The organism is Arthrobacter sp. D2-10, from assembly GCF_054161285.1.
In genome coordinates, this window is sequence record NZ_CP096431.1 from 3,323,131 (window position 1) to 3,341,091 (window position 17,961).

Here is a 17,961-nt window from a genome sequence, read left to right on the forward strand (position 1 = left end):
CTCCTCTGAGCGCTTGTGGCGCGGCGTTCAACGAATTCTTTTGTTACTGAACGATACCCATGGCCCTGGCAGGGTGATCCGACGCGGAGCTCAACAGTTGCTTCACTCGATTGGCTGCGGTCAGGCCGCTTTCGATTGCTCCGTCGATAAACCCTCCCCATCCTCGGGCGTAGTCTGCTCCGGCGAAAAAGATGCGCCCATCGGGGGACTGCAGGTCTTCGAAGGATTCGGTGAGGTGTCCGATGTAATGCATCGGCCACGTCTCTCCGGCGTATTCGTCGTCGACCCAGTTGTGCCCGGCTACCTCTAGGACCTCCAGACCGGGGACGAGTTGGTCGAGCATGGCTTGTGCGGCGACTACGTCATCAGTAGGTACGGACATGCCGTCGGGGCCGAAAGCCACCAGGGTGGTGCTGTCTTCGTCCAGGTACTCTGCTTGTACGAAGTGCAGCGGTGACTCTGCTGTAGCGAAGGCAGCGAAACGTTCTTGCCGGCCGGCGACTTTGATCCAGAGCTTCGCGCCGCGGCCTGCCTGGCCGCGCTCGGCCGCTCTGGCCTTCGGAGCGGATAAGGCGGGAATGAATTGAACCGTTCGAAGAGCAGCCAAAGGAAGTGTCACTATAGCCGCCGAGGCTGTGAGGCACCGCCCGTCGGCGGTCTTAACGGTCACGTACTGTGCGGTTTGCTCAACCACGGTAACGACGCTGTTCAGGCGCAAGTCAATGTCGGCGTCGTCTCTAATCGCCTCGATAAGGCGCCTCGTGCCACCTTCGATCTTGTAGGTGGCACAGACCTCGAACATCGCTTTCCAATCCCCGTTGGAGGTTGCTGCCCAACGCAGGGCTTGAGTGTAAGCGGCTTCATCGAGGGACCCATTGAAGTTCAGTGCCCAGAAAGCCCGAACGAGGTCTCGCACCTCGGGTTCGAGTCCGAGTTCGTCGATAGCTTCAGCCAGGGAAGTCTGGTCCAGTTCGGCCCAATGCGGGCTGGTCAGCGGCTCCCATGGCAGGGGGAAAACCTCTCGGGACCGCGCCAACAGGCGGGTATTCGCATCGTCCATCAGGTCGAGTAGCTGTTCGGCATCGCTCTTGACGATTTTGCTGCCGAACCGGTGATAGCCGGTGGTGAATTCCGGTCCGGAGACAGGTTTGATCCCGTATCGACCCATTTCGGCCCAGACGAAGGGTTGGAGCCAGTGCACCCAGGTGCCGCCTAGCTCGAGTGGTCGTCCAAGGCGTTCGTCGAGCCAGGTTCGTCCTCCAATTCGGTCCCGGGCCTCCAGTACGGTGACGGTGTGACCACGCGAGGACAGTTCCCTGGCAGCGGTCAGACCGGCGAAGCCTGCGCCAATAACAACAACGTCTTTATGTGTCTCGTTCATAGGTAATTTCTCTCGAATGAGCCGTGAAGGGATAGGGAGCTAAAGCGCAGCGCCGGTGAAGTCCAACGGTGGCACGGAGGAGCGGGCGAGGTAACCGAAGTCGGAGACGAGGGATGTTCCGTTGATCGGGGCGCTGACCGGGGAGGCGAGGAAGATTGCGTGTTGCGCAATTTGCTCGGGGCGCATCACGGGCAAGCCGGACCCTTCGAAGCCTCCGGGGCGACCGAGGTCCGTCCGCGACATTTGCGTGTCGACCACTCCCGGGCATAAGCAATTTACCCGGATCGACGGGTGGTCGACCGATAGGGACTTCGTCAGCATAAGAACAGCCCCTTTGGATGACGCGTACGCAGCCATGCCCTCGAACGCCGCCAGTGCTGCGTCTGAAGCCAGGAACACAATGGTGGGAACATCGCTGTCCGCCATCGCGGGAATTGTGTGCTTAGCCAGCAGGAAGTTGCCGCGCACGTTAACGGCCATTACGTGGTCCCAATCCTCGGCGCTTGTCTCGGTAACCCGGTCCCCTACCGGACCTGAGATGCCTGCGCAGCCGATAACAGTGTCAATCCGTCCATGGGCTGCGAGGATTTCAGCAATAGCGTGTTGCAGACTCGGTTCTTCTGCAACATTCGTTTGAATGAAATCCACGGGTTTTCCCTGTGCCTGCAGCTCACCGACTATCCCGGCGGTAGCGGGGGCCTTATCGAGTACCACCACGCTCGCGCCCTCCGCAATCAGAGCATTCGTGCAGGCAAGGCCGATACCCGACCCACCCCCGGTCACTACCGCTATGCGTCCTGACAGGTGAAGATCCACAGCGCGTCTCCTAGCGTCCGGTGGGGATACGGTTTGGCGTGGCGGAGGCGATCGATACCCGCTGGTCGAAACATAATCCCCCAACGTCAACCGCTGTTAGCCCGCCATCGACGGGCAGTACCGCGCCGTTTATATAGGAGGCCGCCGGAGACAATAACCAGGCAATGGTGGAGGCGATTTCGGCCGCTCTGGCCGGCCGGGATGTTGGTACAACGGCAGTCGCAAGCTCGTATGCTTCCTCAACGCCTATCCCGCGTTGCGTACCGAGTTCGCCCATTTCCTCGTCCGCCATCTCTGTGCGCGTCCACCCCGGACATACGACGTTTGCACGCACCCCCGCGGGCCCATAGTCAACGGCCACCGATTGCATAAGCATGCTCAGGCCTGCCTTGGTCGCGTTATATCCGGCTGTGGCTCCGCTGGCGCGTAGAGCGCTGACTGAGGAAACGCCGACCACCGCGCCCGAATACTTCATCAGGAGCGGCAGTGCGGCGCGCGTGAGAGCGAAAGGAGCCGTGAGGTTAGTGTCAATCTGGTCTTGCCAGTCTGTGTCGCTCAAGTCTCCAACTGCTCCCGGTCGCACGATTCCTGCGTTCAGCACCAAGCCATCCAGTCGGCCGAACTCCCTTTCGATTCTCTCGGTCAGACGGTCAAGGGCGACCGAATCGGTCATGTCAGTAACGACAGGGTGCGCCCCCGTCCGTTCTGACACTCGGTTAAGGGCGTCTGCGCGCCGGCCGCAGATCACCACATGCCATCCTGCGGATGTGAGTGTTTCTGCTGTGGCCGCACCGATGCCGCTGCCGCCGCCGGTGATGAGCGCTACGCGCTGCACGTTGCCTGCTGAAGGCTCCATTCGTTTCTCCTACCCGCACCAGGACCAGGCCTCAATGCGGTGTTGCCGCTATGGATGTGGGCTAGTGCTTCTGGTGGTCCTCGGGATACTCGGTGGTGTTGAGCACGGAGAGACGGGAGTTGAACGGGAGGACGAGCGGCTCCTGGATGGTGTCATCCCAGCCGAACATCCGGCCAATGGATCGCTCTTCACGGAGGTCCACCAGCAGGACCGACTCCACGACCATGACCCTTTCGGTCCAAAAGAACATGAAGAGGTCCTCTGCTACCTCGAATGCCAGAGTGCGATCAACGTCGGCCAGCCCTTTTTCTCCGCCCCGTATGCAGTGCCATACGAAGGTGCCGGGCGTCAGGTAGATGTGTTCGTACGTTTCTACGTCGCTGTAGCGATAGTAGATACGCTTCCCTACCAGCCCCGAAGATCGCTGGTGAAGGGGAGGGTTTGTTCCTTCGACGCGCGCCTGGGTGAACTCGGTTCCGCCCTTGACGACGCCCTCCTCCTCGCGCAGGGTTGAAACAGCGAGCGTTGCTGCTCCGCTGTCCTTATTGAGAATGACCGTGACGTCCTGCATCTGGTGACCCTCACCGTGCACGAAATCGATGATGAAGATCCCCGGCCGAGCTTCAATCGCTTTGTAAGACGCCTCAACCGATTCTGAAGCCTCTTTTCGCGTGCTTGTCCACGTCAGCGAGGACTCGTCGTGGAAGGTCGCCTTGAACGTCCGGTTCTCCTCCCCTTCCAGAATGAGGGTTTGCCCGGCCAGCGCGGACGACGGCGGGAGCGTCTGCTCCCCGAAGCCGTCGAGCATGGTCGATACCGAGGGCCACTGGTCTACGGGAACATAGTCCTGCAGGTCGTTTTCAGAGGTGGTCATGATGATTCCTTTTCGGTCGGTCGGATCTGGTCTTGATATGCGTCAGCGTCAGCTGTAGACGAAGAACTCGGTCGTCGGTTCCAGAACCTGCCACCGGGTCATCGCCCCTTCGTTGAAGGAGGCCATGGAACCGGCAACGAGGTCGAATGTCTCCCCGCCCTCAACGGCGATGCGCAGATGACCGGAGATGATGTAGATGGTCTCGTCCTGATGGATGGGGAGGTCGAAGGCCTCCGGGGCCTGCTCGGGAGTGACTTCCCAGATGCCGGCCGACAACGCTTCGCGCCCGCCCTGACCGGGCTTGCGCAGCCATCGAACGGTGCCGACCTCGAAGGGCTCAGCGGGCAGCGAAGCAAAGTCGGCGTTGATTACCAAGGCATGCATATCAGACATGGTGGGGTTCCTTAGGGCTAGTTGGGTGTGGGTATATCAGCTGGGTCAGTGACCGGGTACTGGCTCGACCGCGGAGGCTGTTTCGGTCGGAGTCCTCATATCGTGGAGCAGAGGAAGACGCTCCTGGACTCGGCGCCGCCATACGAAGAACACCAGCGAGAGGGCGAGAATCGCGATGCCGATCGCCAGTTCCAGTGGCCCGCCATATCCGGACAGATCGCTTGACAAGGCTCCGACCACGAGCACAACAGCGGTGTAGATGACCAGAGCGGTGGCCAAGGGCACAGCATGACGGCCTACCCGGAAGGGGCGCGCGAATTCGGGGTGATCCCGGCGCAGGAGCAGGAATCCGGAGAGTGCGAGCAGGATCGCGAGCAGGTAGCCAAGATTCGCCGCGACGAGGATCGAGATTGGATTCGCGATGAAAATGATCAACACGACGTTCAGGATTACGGCCGCGTATATGGCGCGGGCTGGAACGCCATGCTTATTGAGCTTCTCGAACTGTTTCGGCACCAATCCATCGACCGCCGCACCGTAGAGGGCTCTGGAGCCATCCGCCATGGAGGCGTTCACGCCCATCAACAGGGCGGCCAGAATAGCGAACAACATGACATCGGCCAGGGGCCCTGCCGGTAGGACGCGGGTGAATGCTGTTACGAACACCCCAAGCGGATCCGTTCCTGCCTCCTCCTGGGTGATTAGACCGCCTACGCCGAAGGGGACCAGCAGGAAGATACCGAACGTGTAGGCGCCGGAGGAGAAGAGTGCTTTGCGTGCATCGCTCTTAGTGCGGTATTCGGGAAGGAACGCTGCGCACATCTCGGTACCGTAGGCCGTCCACCCTATGAGATAGAGCCAAACCAGAGCGAGCTGGATCGTCCCCCACGGGTCTGTGGTGATATCGCCCAGGCCCCAGGTCAGGTTTGGAGCTTCCCATTGTCCGGAGGCAAGCGGGGCGATGATGAAGACAGCGAATGAGGCCAGCAGAAGGACACCTACTACTTTGTTTACCCAGGCGGCTGGTTGAGCTCCGAAGAGGTTCGGCACCATGATCACCAGGATCAACCCGATGCCGATCAGCTGGGCAGGGGCGAGTTGTGCGAAACCGAGGTTGAGTACCCAGGTCACATCTGGCAGCCAGCGGGCTGTGATGACGGCGCCGGCGGTAACGGACACAATGGAGATTACGGCGGACCAGCCGAACCAGTATCCGAAGGACGCCAGCGCTCCAGCCGGGGCAAACCGCTCTCGCCAGGCTTCATGAGCGTAGATTGGTACGCCACCCGGCTTGTTCGGAAAAATCGAAGCCATCTCAGCGAAGAGGCTGTTCTGCACCCAGCCGATGAGAGCGGCAACTGCCCACAAGACGAGTGCGGAAAGGCCTCCCACCACCGCGACCGTTGCGCCGAAGGAAACGTACAGGCCACCCGAGACGGCCATCGCCATCGCGAAAGCATCTTTCCAGGACAGCCGAGCGTGAAGTTTGTTGCCATCGTTTGAATGGGAAGCAGCGGCCGGGGTGGACGTCGACCCCGGCGTGGCGCCGGAGGTATTCGGAGTAGACATCTGGGTTCCTTGAGTGGGGTCTGCCGCAGTCTGAGCTGTCCGGGCAGGAAACTAGTGTGAAAGTCGTGAAGTGTGTGTGGTCAAACCATCAGGTGACACGAGGCGTGATGCGGGTCACTCCATCGTGGCCATTCACAATTCTGCACTCGCTTAGTTCTCGCGTCAAGGGTGGATGTTGGGCCATCTTCTCCGGGAGCTACCATTTCAAGCATGAGCATTGGAGCACTGAAGTACGGGGCGGGGCGGGAAGCGCTCATCAGGGCAGCAATTGACGTGGTGGCGGAAGGTGGCCTGGATGGCTTCAGTTACCGGAAAATCGCCCTACGCGCGGGGGTGAACAACACGCTGATATCGCATCACTTCGGGTCGAAAGACATCCTCCTTGAGGAGGCCACGGTATGGGCAGTGCAACGCTCCCAACAGCTCGCGGATCTTACTCTCGCATCAGGCATCGACCACACTCTTGCCGACATGGTCACCAAGATGACCCTTACTGACCCAAACCTGCAGATTTTCCAGTTCTACATGATCCTTGCAGCAAGGAGAAGCCCGCAGTTGCAGCGGATTTCGCGCAATTTGTACGAGAGCTATATCGGTCTCATGCAACAGCTCTTGAAGCATGCCGGCTACCCCAGCGACAAGCCTGCCGCGAGGGCACTCTTTGCTGCACTCGATGGCCTCATGCTGCAACAGTTGATGGTTGCAGACGTGAAGGAGATTCATCAGGCGATTGTTCGTCTGGGCGAGCTCATGCAACCAGTGGCTCGGGATCGGGTCCCGCAGGCCTCCCATTAGCATCCTTTGCGTGTTCCGAGCGCCTCCGCTCCATCGGCGAATTTGTTGCACGGAGTAATAGCCACACTGAGGAACGTCGCTACCTAGTGAACCTTGACATGCACAACTCAGCGGATGCATAGTTTACGTGTCGAGTGCACCACGTCACTTTTCTTCGGGTAGTACCTCGTACTTCTGGTTTCGCTGATGCAACCGAGAGGCATACTGATGGGTTCGCACACCTCCTCAGATGCCGTCCAGGCTTTCTCAGTTGGAGCCTGACGCGGTTTCCATCCGTCTGCAACAGATCAAGATCATTCCCAAATGAGGAGAACACTGTCATGACAGCCCCTACTGCGACCGCGTCACCTACAACCTTTGATGAGCTGCTTGCCGCCATCCAGCCAGCCGAGGGCGGTCGGGAAATCAAGGATCCGGCGACTGGTGGAACCGTGGGCCGGGCGCCGGAGCACGGAGTTTCGGATCTCGAGGATGCAATTCGGAAGGCGAAGGCGGCGCAGCCTGCCTGGGGCGACCTTTCGCATGCTGAACGGTCTTCGTTCTTGAATAAGGCGGCCGAGGCGGTCGAGGCGTCAGCAGAAGCACTGGCACAACTTCTGTCCCGTGAGCAGGGCAAGCCTCTGAATGGTCCTAACGCCCGCTTCGAAGTCGGCGCCTGCGCCGCGTGGCTGCGCGCCACTGCAGCCTTCGAACTCGAGCCCGAAGTGCTCGTCAACGACGACGGAGGCCGCGCCGAACTGCACTACCGTCCCCTTGGAGTAGTGGGAGCGATCGGACCGTGGAACTGGCCCATGATGATCTCGGTGTGGCAGTTCGCTCCCGCCTTGCGGATGGGCAATACCGTGGTTGTGAAACCCTCGGGCAACACTCCGTTGTCGGTGCTGGGCCTAGCCCACGTCATCAACACCGTTCTGCCTGCTGATCTGTTGCACGTGGTATCGGGTCGACGCGATGTCGGCGCCGTACTCACCAGTCACCCCGACATCGCCAAAATCATGTTCACCGGATCAACCGCTGCCGGGCAGGACATCATCCGATCCTCGGCTGACACGGTCAAACGCCTCACGCTTGAATTGGGCGGCAACGACGCCGGGATCGTCCTGCCGGATGCTGACCCGAAGGCCATCGCAGAGAACCTGTTCTGGGGTGCGTTCATCAACACCGGTCAGACCTGCGCGGCCCTGAAGCGCCTTTACGTGCATGAGGAAATCTACGACGAGGTGTGTGAGGAGCTCACCAAGGTCGCCGCATCTATGCCCATGGGAGTGGGCCTGGATGAGAACAATGTTCTCGGTCCACTGCAAAACAAGTCCCAGTACGACATCGTTGCAAGCCTCGTCGAAGCAGCTCGTGAATCAGGTGGCAGGGTCCTGCTCGGCGGCAACCCCGAGAGTGACCAGCCAGGGTACTTCTACCCGGCCACGTTGGTCGCGGACATCGATAACGACAACCCCCTCGTCACTGAAGAACAGTTCGGCCCCGCCCTTCCGATCGTGAAGTACTCCAACGTTGACGAAGCGATTGCGATGGCGAACGGGCTCGATGTTGGCCTCGGGGCGTCCGTATGGTCCTCCGACAAGGAATCCGCGCTGAAGGTCGCCGCCCGAATTGAGGCCGGCAGCGTATGGATCAACAAGCACGGCACCGTCGATCCCCGCGTCCCCTTCGGTGGCATTAAAACCTCCGGGTACGGCCTCGAGTTCGGCGTCGAAGGCCTCAAGCAACTCGGCGCACCCCAGGCAATCAGCTACTAACCGGCGAGGTGGCTCGGGAGCTTGCTTCCCGGCGCACGTCCGCGGATCTCGAGCAGTTCGCGGGCGTGCGCGGCGAGGCGCTTGTCCTCGTCCGAGCGCGGAACCCACGGCGGTACCGGCACGGCCGTGCCCGTTTCGTCCCGTGCCACCATCACGGTGAGGCAGTAAGTGGTGAGCTCCATGTCGCGGCCCGTCGGGCTGCCGGACCGGACGTGCACCGCAATGTGCATGCCCTTGTTGCCGGTGTAGACCAGCCGTGCTTCCACCTCGACGAGGTCGCCGATCAGCAGCGGACGGTAAAAGCGGACGCCCCCGGAGAAAACCGCCACCGTTTCCTTGCCGCAGTAGCGGGTGGCGCAGATGTAGGCAGCCTCATCGATCCAGTCCATGACCGTTCCGCCGTGAACCTTGCCGCCCCAGTTCACATCAGTGGGTGCGGCAAGGAAGCGGAGGGTCACCCGCTCGGCCGTACCGGCGTCGGTGTATTCCTGGCCGCTCATGGCGGCGACGATGGCATCGCGCACTTCAATTCGGGCGACCGCGTGATCCCGCAGTTCGATCTCCTCGGGCGTCACGGGCTCGAACTGCGGCACCGGCACGGGTCTTCCGTCCGGCCCCACGGCCACGAAGATCACCAGACACTGGCTGCGCATGGTCGCCTCTCCGCCCTTGACATCCCCCGAAGAGACAACGGTGCGGATGTGGAGGGAAGACTTTCCGGTGTAGACGAGCGTCGCTTCAACCTCGACCATGTCGCCGACGTTCACCGGGTCCGCGAAGTGGATGTTTCCCACGTACGCCGTGACGCAGTAGCTCTTGGCCCACCCGACCGCTGCAGCATACGCGGCCTTGTCGACCCACTCGAGCACCGTACCGGCGTCGACGGACCCGCTATGTCCCAGGTCGGTGGGAGCCGCGAGAAACCGCAGGGTCACCGAATGCGGGTTTGGTCGGTCAGTGGTTTCCACGCGTCGTTGCGTACCGGTTTCCATGGATTTCACGGTAGCGGAAGGAGCCCTATGCGGACCGGTTGTGACTTACCCTGAACCCGTTCCGACTACCGTGACAGTTCCGAGTAGGCCATGCTGCCGTGGTTGTAGACCCGCACCCGGCTCGCACTGGACCGTGCCAGCTCAGAACGCAGCTCGTCCAGGGTCCGGGGCGCCACCACCTCGCCGGAGCGGTGCAGCAGATCCAGGTACGAGGAAGATCGCCGCGATCCGCGGATGAGGCTGGTGAGGTACAGGGTTCCTGTTGGTTCCAGTTGGTCGAGAAGGGCGTTCACCACCGTGGGAACGTCCGGCACCAGATGCAGCAGCCCCATGCCAAGGATAGTTTCGTAGCGGACTCCGGGGGCCGCATCGAGCAGATCCCGGCACTGGAACGTGATCCAGTCCGGTACCGTGCCGCCGGCTGCCGACGCGATGGATTTCGCCGCGATCTCAAGCATGGGAGCAGCGGAATCAACCAGCGTGGTCTGCCGCCGACCGGCTATATGCGCCAGCCGGGTGGGGGAAGCAGTGCCGGCAGCTACCTCCAGCAACGGCCCCGACGCCGACCCCACCGCCCGAGCCGCGAACTCCTCGAACCGCCCCGGATGAGTTCCCCATGCCACCCTGTTGTACAGCGGGGATCTGACCATTGCGTTGTAGGCGGCTGCCCGACGCTCGTAGAACCGCGGGTTACCGAAGAATTGAGGAGCCATGCAGCAATTCTCGCCCGCTACCTTCAAGCGATCCTAGAGGCGGAAACTCCGACTCAATTCTCAGGTTGCAGGTGTACCGTGACGCACAGGATCCGATCTCAGCTACACCACCAGAACGAGGAAGTTCGTGATGACTCGTACAGGCCGAAAATCATGGCGTCAGTGGACTCCGGCAGCCGTAGCAGCCGGGGCGGTTGGTGCAGCGGCCCTCGTTGCCCCGTTCACCGCCAACGCAGCCGTTGACCTCCCCGACAAAACGGCCGCCGAAGTTCTCGCCCTGGTGCAGGAAAAGGACGTCGACGCATTTTCCGGCACGGTGGAACAGGCCTCCAACCTCGGCCTCCCCGACCTCGCGGGACTCACCGCACCCGGTGGTCCACCCGGTGGTCAAAACAACGACGACGGCGAGCCCTCACCGGAGAGCGCCGCCCTGGAACTTCTCACCGGCTCCCATACGGCCCAGGTGTTCGTCAACGCACCCGACCAGGCCCGCCTGCAGGTGCTCGACCAACTTGAGGAACGCAACGTCATCCGTAACGGTGCCGACCTCTGGTACTACAACTCGGACGAGAACGAGGCCATCCACGCCACCCTCGAGGACCATCAAAAGCCCGACGGCGAAATGCAAGCCCCGGATGACATCGCTACCCACTTCCTCGAGAAGATCGATGCATCCACGGAAGTCACCGTCGGCTCCGACCGCATGGTCGCAGGGCGCCCGGTATATGACCTGATCCTCACGCCGCGTTCCACAGAGACACTGCTCGGGTCCGTAACCATCGCGGTCGACGGCGAAACCGGCCTCCCGCTGGGCGTCACTGTCGCGGCCGCCGGCAGCAGCGATCCCGCATTCAGCTCCGTATTCACGGAGATCAGTTACGAGGAACCGGCCGCCGACCTCTTCGCCTTCACTCCGCCGGCCGGAGCGACCGTCACCGAGATCCAACCCGGTGAGCACCAGGGCGACCACAAACGCGACCACGAGCGTGACCACGTCGATAAGAATGCGGCAGAGAAACCGACCGTGGTCGGCGAAGGCTGGGACGCCGTCGTCGTTATTCCCGCCGGCCAACAGGAGCTGCCACCGGAACTGACGCAGCTCAGCACGCCGGTCGAGGGCGGTCAGCTCCTCTCCACCACGCTGGTGAACGTCCTGATCACCGACGACGGCCGGATCCTCGCCGGCTCCGTCACGGTTGAACGCCTGCAGGCAGTAGCCGCCGGACAGTGAGCGGGGCCGGGGACCTCGTCATCGAGACAACGGGCCTGACCAAGCGGTTGGGCGGACGAAACGTGGTCAACGGGATTGACCTCGCTGTGCCTCGCGGTTCCGTATTCGGATTTCTTGGCCCCAACGGTTCGGGGAAGACCACCACCATCCGAATCCTCCTCGGCCTGGCATCGGCGACCTCGGGGGACGTCAAGGTTCTGGGTGAATCCATACCCCGTGCCACTCAGAACGTGCTGCCCCGGATCGGTGCGCTGGTGGAGGGCCCAGGCTTCTATCCGTTCCTCTCCGGGACCGCGAACCTGCTCCGGCTCGACGCCGCGGACCGCTACGTCTCCCCCTCCACACGGCGCCAGCGGGTTGACCGAGCGCTGGAACGTGTCGGCCTCTCGCAGGCCGCGAACAAGAAGGTCGGCCGGTATTCCCTCGGCATGAAGCAGCGCCTGGGGATTGCGAACGCCCTTCTGACCCACCGCGAACTCATCGTGCTCGACGAGCCCACCAACGGCCTCGACCCCCAGGGCACGCGCGAAGTCCGTCATCTCGTCCGCTCGCTGACGGAGGAGGGCACTACGGTGTTCGTCTCCAGCCATCTGCTCACGGAGGTGGAGCAGATCTGCTCGCACGCTGCAGTGCTCAGCGCCGGTTCCCTTGTGGCGCAGGGCAGCCTCGACGAGTTACGGCGCTCCGGTGAGCCCCGCCTTCGCGTGGTCACCCCGGATGTGCCGGAGACTCACGCCGTCCTCCGCCGGTTGGGAACCACCCCCGACGACGACGGCGCCCCCTCCGGAGCACACAGCGTCACCGCGCCGCTTCCGGCAGGACTGACTCCGGACCGGGTGGTTCGGAGCCTCGTCGAAGCGGATGTCCGGGTGAACGGCTTTACCGTGGACCAGGCGGGTCTCGAAGACCTGTTTGTTGCGCTCACCGGGGAGGGGTTCGACGTTGTCCAGTGAAGTCACCGTCACCAGGGAGACGGTTGCCCCCGTCAGGAGGTCGGCGGGGTGGCGGTTCCTCGGGTCCGAACTTTCCGTCCTCTTCCGCCGCCGGCGCACCTGGGCTTTGCTCGCCGCGCTTGCCGCCATTCCCGTGCTCATTGCCGTCGCGGTGAAGCTGTCCTCCGGTCCGCCCCGCGGGCGGGGTCCGGCGTTCCTCGACCAGGTGAGCCAGAACGGACTGTTCGTCGCCGTCGTCGCGACCATCGTCGCCATTCCGCTGTTCCTGCCGCTCACCGTCGGGGTGGTCGCCGGAGATACCGTCGCCGGGGAGGCAAGCACGGGTACGCTGCGCTATCTGCTCATGTCTCCCGTGGCACGAGGCCGGTTTCTCGTGGTGAAGTATGTGGGCGCCGTCGTTTTCTGTCTTGCAGCCACATTCACCGTTGCGGTGGTGGGCACCATTATGGGCGCGCTGCTCTTTCCCATCGGACCGGTGACCCTGTTGTCGGGAACCACCATCGACCCGCCCGAGGCGCTGCTCCGGATCGCCCTGGTATGCCTCTACGTGACGCTGTCCCTGCTGGGGTTGTGCGCCGTCGGGCTCTTCATGTCGACCCTGACCGACGTTCCGGTGGGAGCCATGGCCGCAACCGTGGTTGCATCGGTAGTCAGCCAGGTGATGGGGCAACTCCCGCAACTGGAGTTGCTTCACCCCTGGCTGCTGACCCAGTACTGGCTCGGGTTCGCCGACCTGCTGCGTGATCCGATTGTGTGGGACTCCTTCGCCGCCAACGCCCTGCTGCAAGCCGGCTATATTGTGGTGTTCGGCGCCCTGGCGTACGGCCGGTTCAGCACCAAGGACGTGCTTGCCTGAGGGGTTCGGAACGGGCCGTTACCGGCCGGAGTGCCAGGCCGCTATCTCGGCAAGGAGCTCCCTGCGGCGTGTATCGGTGACGAAGGCGGACCGCACGGAATTCTCGGCGAGCTGCCTCAGCTGGTTGTCAGTAAGCCCAAAAAGGGAGCGGAGTTCGGCGAAGTTGTCATCCACATAACCGCCGAAGTACGCCGGGTCGTCGGAGTTCACCGACACATTCAGCCCACGTTCCAGCATGCGCGGCAACGGGTGGTCGGCGAGGGTGTCGACCGCCCGCAGCCGCACGTTTGAGAACGGGCAGACGGTAAGCGGTGTCTGCTCGGCAGCAAGCCGCTCCACCAACTCCTCGTCCTCCATGCAGCGAATACCGTGGTCGATCCTGGAAACCTTCAACACATCGAGCGCCTCCCAGATGTACTCCGGGGGTCCTTCTTCTCCGGCGTGGGCGATGCACTTCAGCCCGGCTTCGTGCGCTCGTTCAAAGACGCCGGTGAACTTGCTCGGCGGATGCCCCACCTCCGCCGAATCGAGCCCAATACCGATGATGGGCGCGTTCATCGCCAGCAGCTCCTCAAGGACTGCGAGCGCCTCCTCGGCGGGCTCATCACGCAGGAAGGCAGAGATCAGTTCGGTGCTGATCCCGAACTCTTCCTCGCTGTGAGCCAGGGCCGACGCAACCCCGTTCACGCAGGTGGCAAGCGATATCCCCCGGGACAGGTGCGCCTGCGGGTCCATCATGATCTCAGCGTGCCGGATGCCCGCCGCGGCGGCACGAGTCAGGTAGGCCCGAGTCATGTCGGCGAAGTCCCGCTCCGTCCGAAGTACCGCCATGTTGCTGTAGTACAGGTCCAGGAATGATTGCAGATCCGTGAACCGGTACTGCAGTCGCAACGCCTCCACGTCCGCGTAGGGCAGCTCAATGCCGTTACGGTCCGCGAGCGCGAAGATCAGTTCCGGCTCCAGCGTTCCCTCGATGTGCAGATGCAGCTCAGCCGTGGGCAACACAGACATGACAACTCTCCTCCGGATGCGGGTGAAATGCGCAGGTACGAACAACGCTACGCTGGCGCCGGTCGCAACGATGATGAAAGGATCGCATGCATGACCGACAGCACCGAGAGCACCCACACGCACGACGACGATCCCCGCGAGGCGGTCATCGAACCCACGCCAGAGGCAGGGCGCGCAGCCAACATTCGCGAAGAACAGGGAACGCACGCTGCCGGCGCCGTCCCGGCGGCCTACGTGGGAGGCGACGGTCCCGGGGACAATCCGGAAGACGCCGCCGACGACTCAGGGCACTGGGACGAACTGGGCAGAGAGAACCCGGTCAGGGAACCTCAGGGTGAGGAAAAGTAGCGTGAAGGGCTAGACCAGGGCGCCGACGAGGACCGTTGCTTCGACGTCCTTCGAGCGGTGGTCATAGCGGAAGGTGACCACACCGCCGTCGTGCTGGAGTACGTGGTTTGCGCCGTTACGCACGCCGAACGCGCCGTAGTTCTCTTCCCACGAACGGTCAATGGCGACCTTGTATTCGTAGGTGCCGGCAGGCAGCTGTGCGGTCAGTTCCCAGCGCTGTGAGACGGGGCTGTAGGCCATCTGCACCTGCTCCCCGGCGGGTGCCCAGTCCTCGGCACCCAGGCGGTGGCCGAAGTTGCCCGCCAGTGCGACGGCGTCGGGCGCGGTAGCGTAGCGCGAGCCTTCCTCGGTAATGGTCCAGCCGGTGCGGCCCTTGACGATGTATCCCTCCTTGACGAGGGATGCCGTCGCAGCCGAGAGCCGCTTCACGCCGCGGGCGACGCCGCCGCTGAGGACTTCGCTCTCCCACTCGCTGAGCGGCACGCGCGCAACAGCCGTAGCCAGCACATCTGCACCCTTTACTGCGGCTCCAGGCTGCTCGGCGAGGATCTGGACAATGGCCTTCAGGCGACCGGCGGTGTTGTCTTGGGCACTCATGTGTGTGGACCTCCAAATAGCTATGCTTCCCCCACGATTTTGACAGCGCACTCTCCCAATGCCGGGGAGCCCGGGAAGCGCCGGGCATGTCGTGTCGGATTGTGACTGGAGAAGCCTCGCGTCGAGCAAAAGTTTTCCGCTGAATGAGAAAGTTATTTCACGAAAGGTATGGTGTAAGTCACACCGCACTGCTAACGTCGGATAACGAAGCCAACGGCGGGCTCCTTCTCTTGGAGCTATCTACCAGGTGGACCTGCAAATCCCATACCGCAGCAGTCTGGTCGCATGACACCGCTCCCTTTGTTGGCGCCCGTAGACGCGAGCGATTGCTGCCCCACGTTCGGGAGTATCTCCGTGACTACCACCACCAAAGAAGAGCAGTTCCTCTCCAGAGCCATCTCTCTGGCAACAGACAACGTACACAACTCGGGCGGCCCGTTCGGTGCGCTCATCGTGACTCTGGACGGCAAGACGTTCGACGGCGTCAACAGGGTCACCGCCAACAATGACCCAACTGCGCACGCCGAGGTCATGGCCATCCGCAATGCGTGCGCATCCCTCGAAACCTTCGACCTCTCCGGCAGCACCCTCTACACGAGTTGCGAGCCGTGCCCCCTCTGCCTGTCGGCCGCCCTCTGGGCGCGCGTGGACGCCGTCGTCTTCGCTGCCGACCGGAACGACGCCGCCAAAGCGGGCTTCGATGATGCAGTCTTCTACGACTACTTCGCCACCCCTGTGGAGAACCGGTCCATGCCGGTCCGCCACTACGACCTGACGTCATCGGCCCAGGTCATCGCCACCGCACCCTTCGAAGCGTGGAGCACACTCGCCGCGCGGGTGGACTACTAGGAGCAGGCCATGGCCATCCTCATCGAACCCGGCAGCCATCCTGAGCCCTCCGGCACGCGTCCGGCGCAACCCCTACAGCCCGCACCCCTCAGCCCAGTCGACAAGTTCTTCAAGATCAGCGAACGCGGTTCGACCAAGGGCCGGGAAGTCCGCGGCGGCTTCGTCACGTTCTTCACCATGGCTTACATCGTCATCCTGAATCCGTTGATCCTAGGCGGCTTCAGCCCCGACGCCGCCGCACTCGATGTCGAGGGAGGCTGGCTTCAAGCCACCCAGATCGCCGCCGTGACGGGGCTGACCGCGGGAGTCATGACCATCATCTTCGGGATCGTGGCCAACCTCCCATTCGGCATCGCTGCGGGCTTGGGAATCAACTCGTTCCTCGCCGTTTCCGTCGTGGGTGACGTTACCTGGGCCGAAGCGATGGGCCTCGTGGTCATCAACGGTCTGCTGATCGTGCTGTTGGCCGTGACCGGCGCGCGGACAGCGATCTTCAACGCTGTACCACGGCAGCTCAAGGCGGCGATCACCGTCGGAATCGGGCTGTTCATTGCCTTCATCGGCTTCGTGGATTCCGGTTTCGTCACCCGCACGGCCGGCGGTCCGCCGGTTCAAATGGGCGACGGCGGCTCCATCACCACCGTGCCGACGCTCGTTTTCATCATCGGTTTGGTGACCATGGGCATCCTGATCGCTCGCAAGATTCAGGGTGGACTGCTGATCGGCATTGTGGTGACCACCGTCATCGCGATCATTGTCGAGATGTCCATGCGCCTCGGCGCGGGCGGGCCCGACAATCCCACCGGCTGGCACCTCAACGCTCCGGTGATCCCCTCGAACATCGTGTCGCTGCCTGACTTCAGTCTCGTGGGAGCATTCGATCTCTTCGGGGCGTTCGACCGCATCGGCGCTCTCGCCGCCACCATGCTGGTGTTTACGCTCGTCTTCACGAATTTCTTCGACGCCATGGGCACCATGACGGGGCTCGCGAAGCAGGCAGGTCTGACCAACAAGCAGGGCAACTTCCCCCGCCTGAAATCCGCACTTGTGATTGAAGGCGTCGGCGCGGTTGCCGGCGGTGGAACATCCGCCTCGTCCAATACGGTGTTCATCGATTCAGCCGCCGGCATCGGCGAGGGTGCACGCACGGGCCTCGCATCCGTGGTGACTGGCGGGCTCTTCCTGGCGGCCATGTTTTTCACTCCGCTGACTGCGGTGGTTCCGTTGGAGGTAGCTGCGGCAGCACTCGTCGTCGTCGGCGCGATGATGGTGGCGCAGATCCGCGAGATCGACTTCCGGAACTTTTCGATCGCGCTGCCTGCATTCCTGACCATCGTGACCATGCCGTTGACCTACTCGATCGCGAACGGCATCGGAGCGGGCTTCATCAGCTGGGTCATCATCCGCGCGGCTTCGGGCAAGGCCCGCAAAATCCATCCGCTCCTGTGGGTAGTGGCCGCGGGATTCCTTGTTTATTTCGCCCGTGGGCCCATCACGCTCTGGATGGGCGGCTGACCTAACGCCCGAGGGCGCACCCGGAATATGCTGGCCCCGTGCAGCTGACCTTCGAGGGTGACATCTGGTATTGGCGGGGCCCGGCACCGTTCCATTTTGTAACGGTGCCGGAGGAGCAGTGCGTGGAGGTCCGGGCGGTGTCCAAGGTGGTCAGCTACGGCTGGGGAATGATCCCGGCGGCGGTGACCATCGGCGGCACCACCTGGACCACCGCCATGTTCCCGAAGAACGGCGGCTACATCGTGCCGATCAAGGACTTCGTCCGTCAGGACGAGGGGATTGACGACGGCGACAGGGTGACACTGCTGCTCTCCATAGATGCGTGAGGGTTAAGCAGAAGGTCTTCGAGCAGGCGCTTGGCGGAGACTCTTCGCCTACTTCAATGACGTGTAGGCCACATATAGTGGGGGCTCGAGTACTGATCGTTGATATCCGGTTCGGGTAGCGAAGGAGCACGG

At 62.6% G+C, this 17,961-nt stretch carries 19 protein-coding genes; 9 read left to right on the top strand and 10 right to left on the bottom strand.

Translation table 11 applies throughout. The annotated features are described in order from the left end of the window. Positions 1-43 precede the first annotated feature (43 nt). From M1D74_RS15550 to M1D74_RS15575, 6 genes are all read right to left on the bottom strand, one after another. On the bottom strand, positions 44-1,381 hold the full coding sequence (locus M1D74_RS15550) for a flavin monoamine oxidase family protein (RefSeq protein ID WP_458115893.1): 1,338 nt from the start codon (positions 1,379-1,381) through the stop codon (positions 44-46). A 39-nt stretch (positions 1,382-1,420) separates the two neighbouring features. Continuing rightward, complete coding sequence (locus M1D74_RS15555) at positions 1,421-2,197, bottom strand: SDR family NAD(P)-dependent oxidoreductase (protein ID WP_458115894.1); 777 nt, start codon at positions 2,195-2,197, stop codon at positions 1,421-1,423. A 10-nt stretch (positions 2,198-2,207) separates the two neighbouring features. Next, positions 2,208-3,053, bottom strand: coding sequence for an SDR family NAD(P)-dependent oxidoreductase (locus M1D74_RS15560; protein ID WP_458115895.1), 846 nt, complete (start codon positions 3,051-3,053; stop codon positions 2,208-2,210). Positions 3,054-3,114: 61 nt separating this feature from the next. After that, positions 3,115-3,927 (bottom strand): MoaF C-terminal domain-containing protein, encoded by an 813-nt coding sequence (locus tag M1D74_RS15565; RefSeq protein WP_458115896.1) that lies wholly within the window; start codon positions 3,925-3,927, stop codon positions 3,115-3,117. Between the two features lie 48 nt (positions 3,928-3,975). Next, positions 3,976-4,320, bottom strand: a complete 345-nt coding sequence (locus M1D74_RS15570; RefSeq protein WP_458115897.1) for a cupin domain-containing protein — start codon at positions 4,318-4,320, stop codon at positions 3,976-3,978. Between the two features lie 45 nt (positions 4,321-4,365). Beyond that, positions 4,366-5,889 carry an APC family permease gene (locus M1D74_RS15575; RefSeq protein ID WP_458115898.1) on the bottom strand — a complete coding sequence of 508 codons (1,524 nt, stop codon included), beginning with the start codon at positions 5,887-5,889 and terminating at the stop codon, positions 4,366-4,368. Between the two features lie 210 nt (positions 5,890-6,099). Here M1D74_RS15575 and M1D74_RS15580 point away from each other — a divergent pair, with 210 nt between their 5' ends. After that, positions 6,100-6,684, top strand: a complete 585-nt coding sequence (locus M1D74_RS15580) for a TetR/AcrR family transcriptional regulator (protein WP_458115899.1) — start codon at positions 6,100-6,102, stop codon at positions 6,682-6,684. A 320-nt stretch (positions 6,685-7,004) separates the two neighbouring features. Next, the gene (locus tag M1D74_RS15585) at positions 7,005-8,438 is read left to right on the top strand and encodes an aldehyde dehydrogenase family protein (RefSeq protein WP_458115900.1); all 1,434 of its coding nucleotides are present in this window, start codon (positions 7,005-7,007) and stop codon (positions 8,436-8,438) included. On the opposite strand, the gene M1D74_RS15590 is transcribed toward M1D74_RS15585, so the two are convergent. Further along, the gene (locus tag M1D74_RS15590; RefSeq protein ID WP_458115901.1) at positions 8,435-9,430 is read right to left on the bottom strand and encodes an acyl-CoA thioesterase; all 996 of its coding nucleotides are present in this window, start codon (positions 9,428-9,430) and stop codon (positions 8,435-8,437) included. The genes M1D74_RS15585 and M1D74_RS15590 overlap by 4 nt on opposite strands. Before the next feature lie 65 nt (positions 9,431-9,495). Further along, positions 9,496-10,143: a hypothetical protein gene (locus M1D74_RS15595; RefSeq protein WP_458115902.1), complete on the bottom strand. Its 648-nt coding sequence runs from the start codon at positions 10,141-10,143 to the stop codon at positions 9,496-9,498. A 130-nt stretch (positions 10,144-10,273) separates the two neighbouring features. On the opposite strand from M1D74_RS15595, the gene M1D74_RS15600 reads away from it, so the two are divergent. From M1D74_RS15600 to M1D74_RS15610, 3 genes are read left to right on the top strand one after another with little or no spacing between them, the layout of a single operon-like run. Next, on the top strand, positions 10,274-11,374 hold the full coding sequence (locus tag M1D74_RS15600) for a LolA family protein (RefSeq protein WP_309124270.1): 1,101 nt from the start codon (positions 10,274-10,276) through the stop codon (positions 11,372-11,374). Further along, positions 11,371-12,327, top strand: a complete 957-nt coding sequence (locus M1D74_RS15605; protein ID WP_458115903.1) for an ABC transporter ATP-binding protein — start codon at positions 11,371-11,373, stop codon at positions 12,325-12,327. Before M1D74_RS15600 ends, M1D74_RS15605 begins: the two co-directional genes overlap by 4 nt. Beyond that, positions 12,317-13,183 carry an ABC transporter permease gene (locus tag M1D74_RS15610; protein ID WP_458115904.1) on the top strand — a complete coding sequence of 289 codons (867 nt, stop codon included), beginning with the start codon at positions 12,317-12,319 and terminating at the stop codon, positions 13,181-13,183. The genes M1D74_RS15605 and M1D74_RS15610 overlap by 11 nt, the downstream gene beginning before the upstream one ends. 18 nt (positions 13,184-13,201) lie before the next feature. Here M1D74_RS15610 and M1D74_RS15615 read toward each other — a convergent pair whose 3' ends face one another. Continuing rightward, positions 13,202-14,194 carry an adenosine deaminase gene (locus M1D74_RS15615; protein WP_458115905.1) on the bottom strand — a complete coding sequence of 331 codons (993 nt, stop codon included), beginning with the start codon at positions 14,192-14,194 and terminating at the stop codon, positions 13,202-13,204. A 90-nt stretch (positions 14,195-14,284) separates the two neighbouring features. Between M1D74_RS15615 and M1D74_RS15620 the strand changes: the two genes are divergently transcribed. Then, on the top strand, positions 14,285-14,542 hold the full coding sequence (locus M1D74_RS15620) for a hypothetical protein (protein ID WP_309070899.1): 258 nt from the start codon (positions 14,285-14,287) through the stop codon (positions 14,540-14,542). A gap of 9 nt (positions 14,543-14,551) precedes the next feature. Here M1D74_RS15620 and M1D74_RS15625 read toward each other — a convergent pair whose 3' ends face one another. Beyond that, a complete protein-coding gene (locus M1D74_RS15625) occupies positions 14,552-15,139 on the bottom strand; it encodes a pullulanase X25 domain-containing protein (protein WP_458115906.1) in 588 nt (195 codons plus the stop codon). Between the two features lie 354 nt (positions 15,140-15,493). Between M1D74_RS15625 and M1D74_RS15630 the strand changes: the two genes are divergently transcribed. The 3 genes from M1D74_RS15630 to M1D74_RS15640 are packed head-to-tail and all read left to right on the top strand — an operon-like array spanning position 15,494 to position 17,829. Continuing rightward, entirely contained in the window at positions 15,494-15,988 is a 495-nt protein-coding gene (locus M1D74_RS15630) for a nucleoside deaminase (RefSeq protein WP_309070900.1), read from the top strand. Positions 15,989-15,997: 9 nt separating this feature from the next. Continuing rightward, positions 15,998-17,503 (top strand): NCS2 family permease, encoded by a 1,506-nt coding sequence (locus tag M1D74_RS15635; RefSeq protein WP_458115907.1) that lies wholly within the window; start codon positions 15,998-16,000, stop codon positions 17,501-17,503. 38 nt (positions 17,504-17,541) lie between these two features. Continuing rightward, positions 17,542-17,829 (top strand): DUF1905 domain-containing protein, encoded by a 288-nt coding sequence (locus tag M1D74_RS15640; RefSeq protein ID WP_458115908.1) that lies wholly within the window; start codon positions 17,542-17,544, stop codon positions 17,827-17,829. Positions 17,830-17,961: the final 132 nt, after the last annotated feature.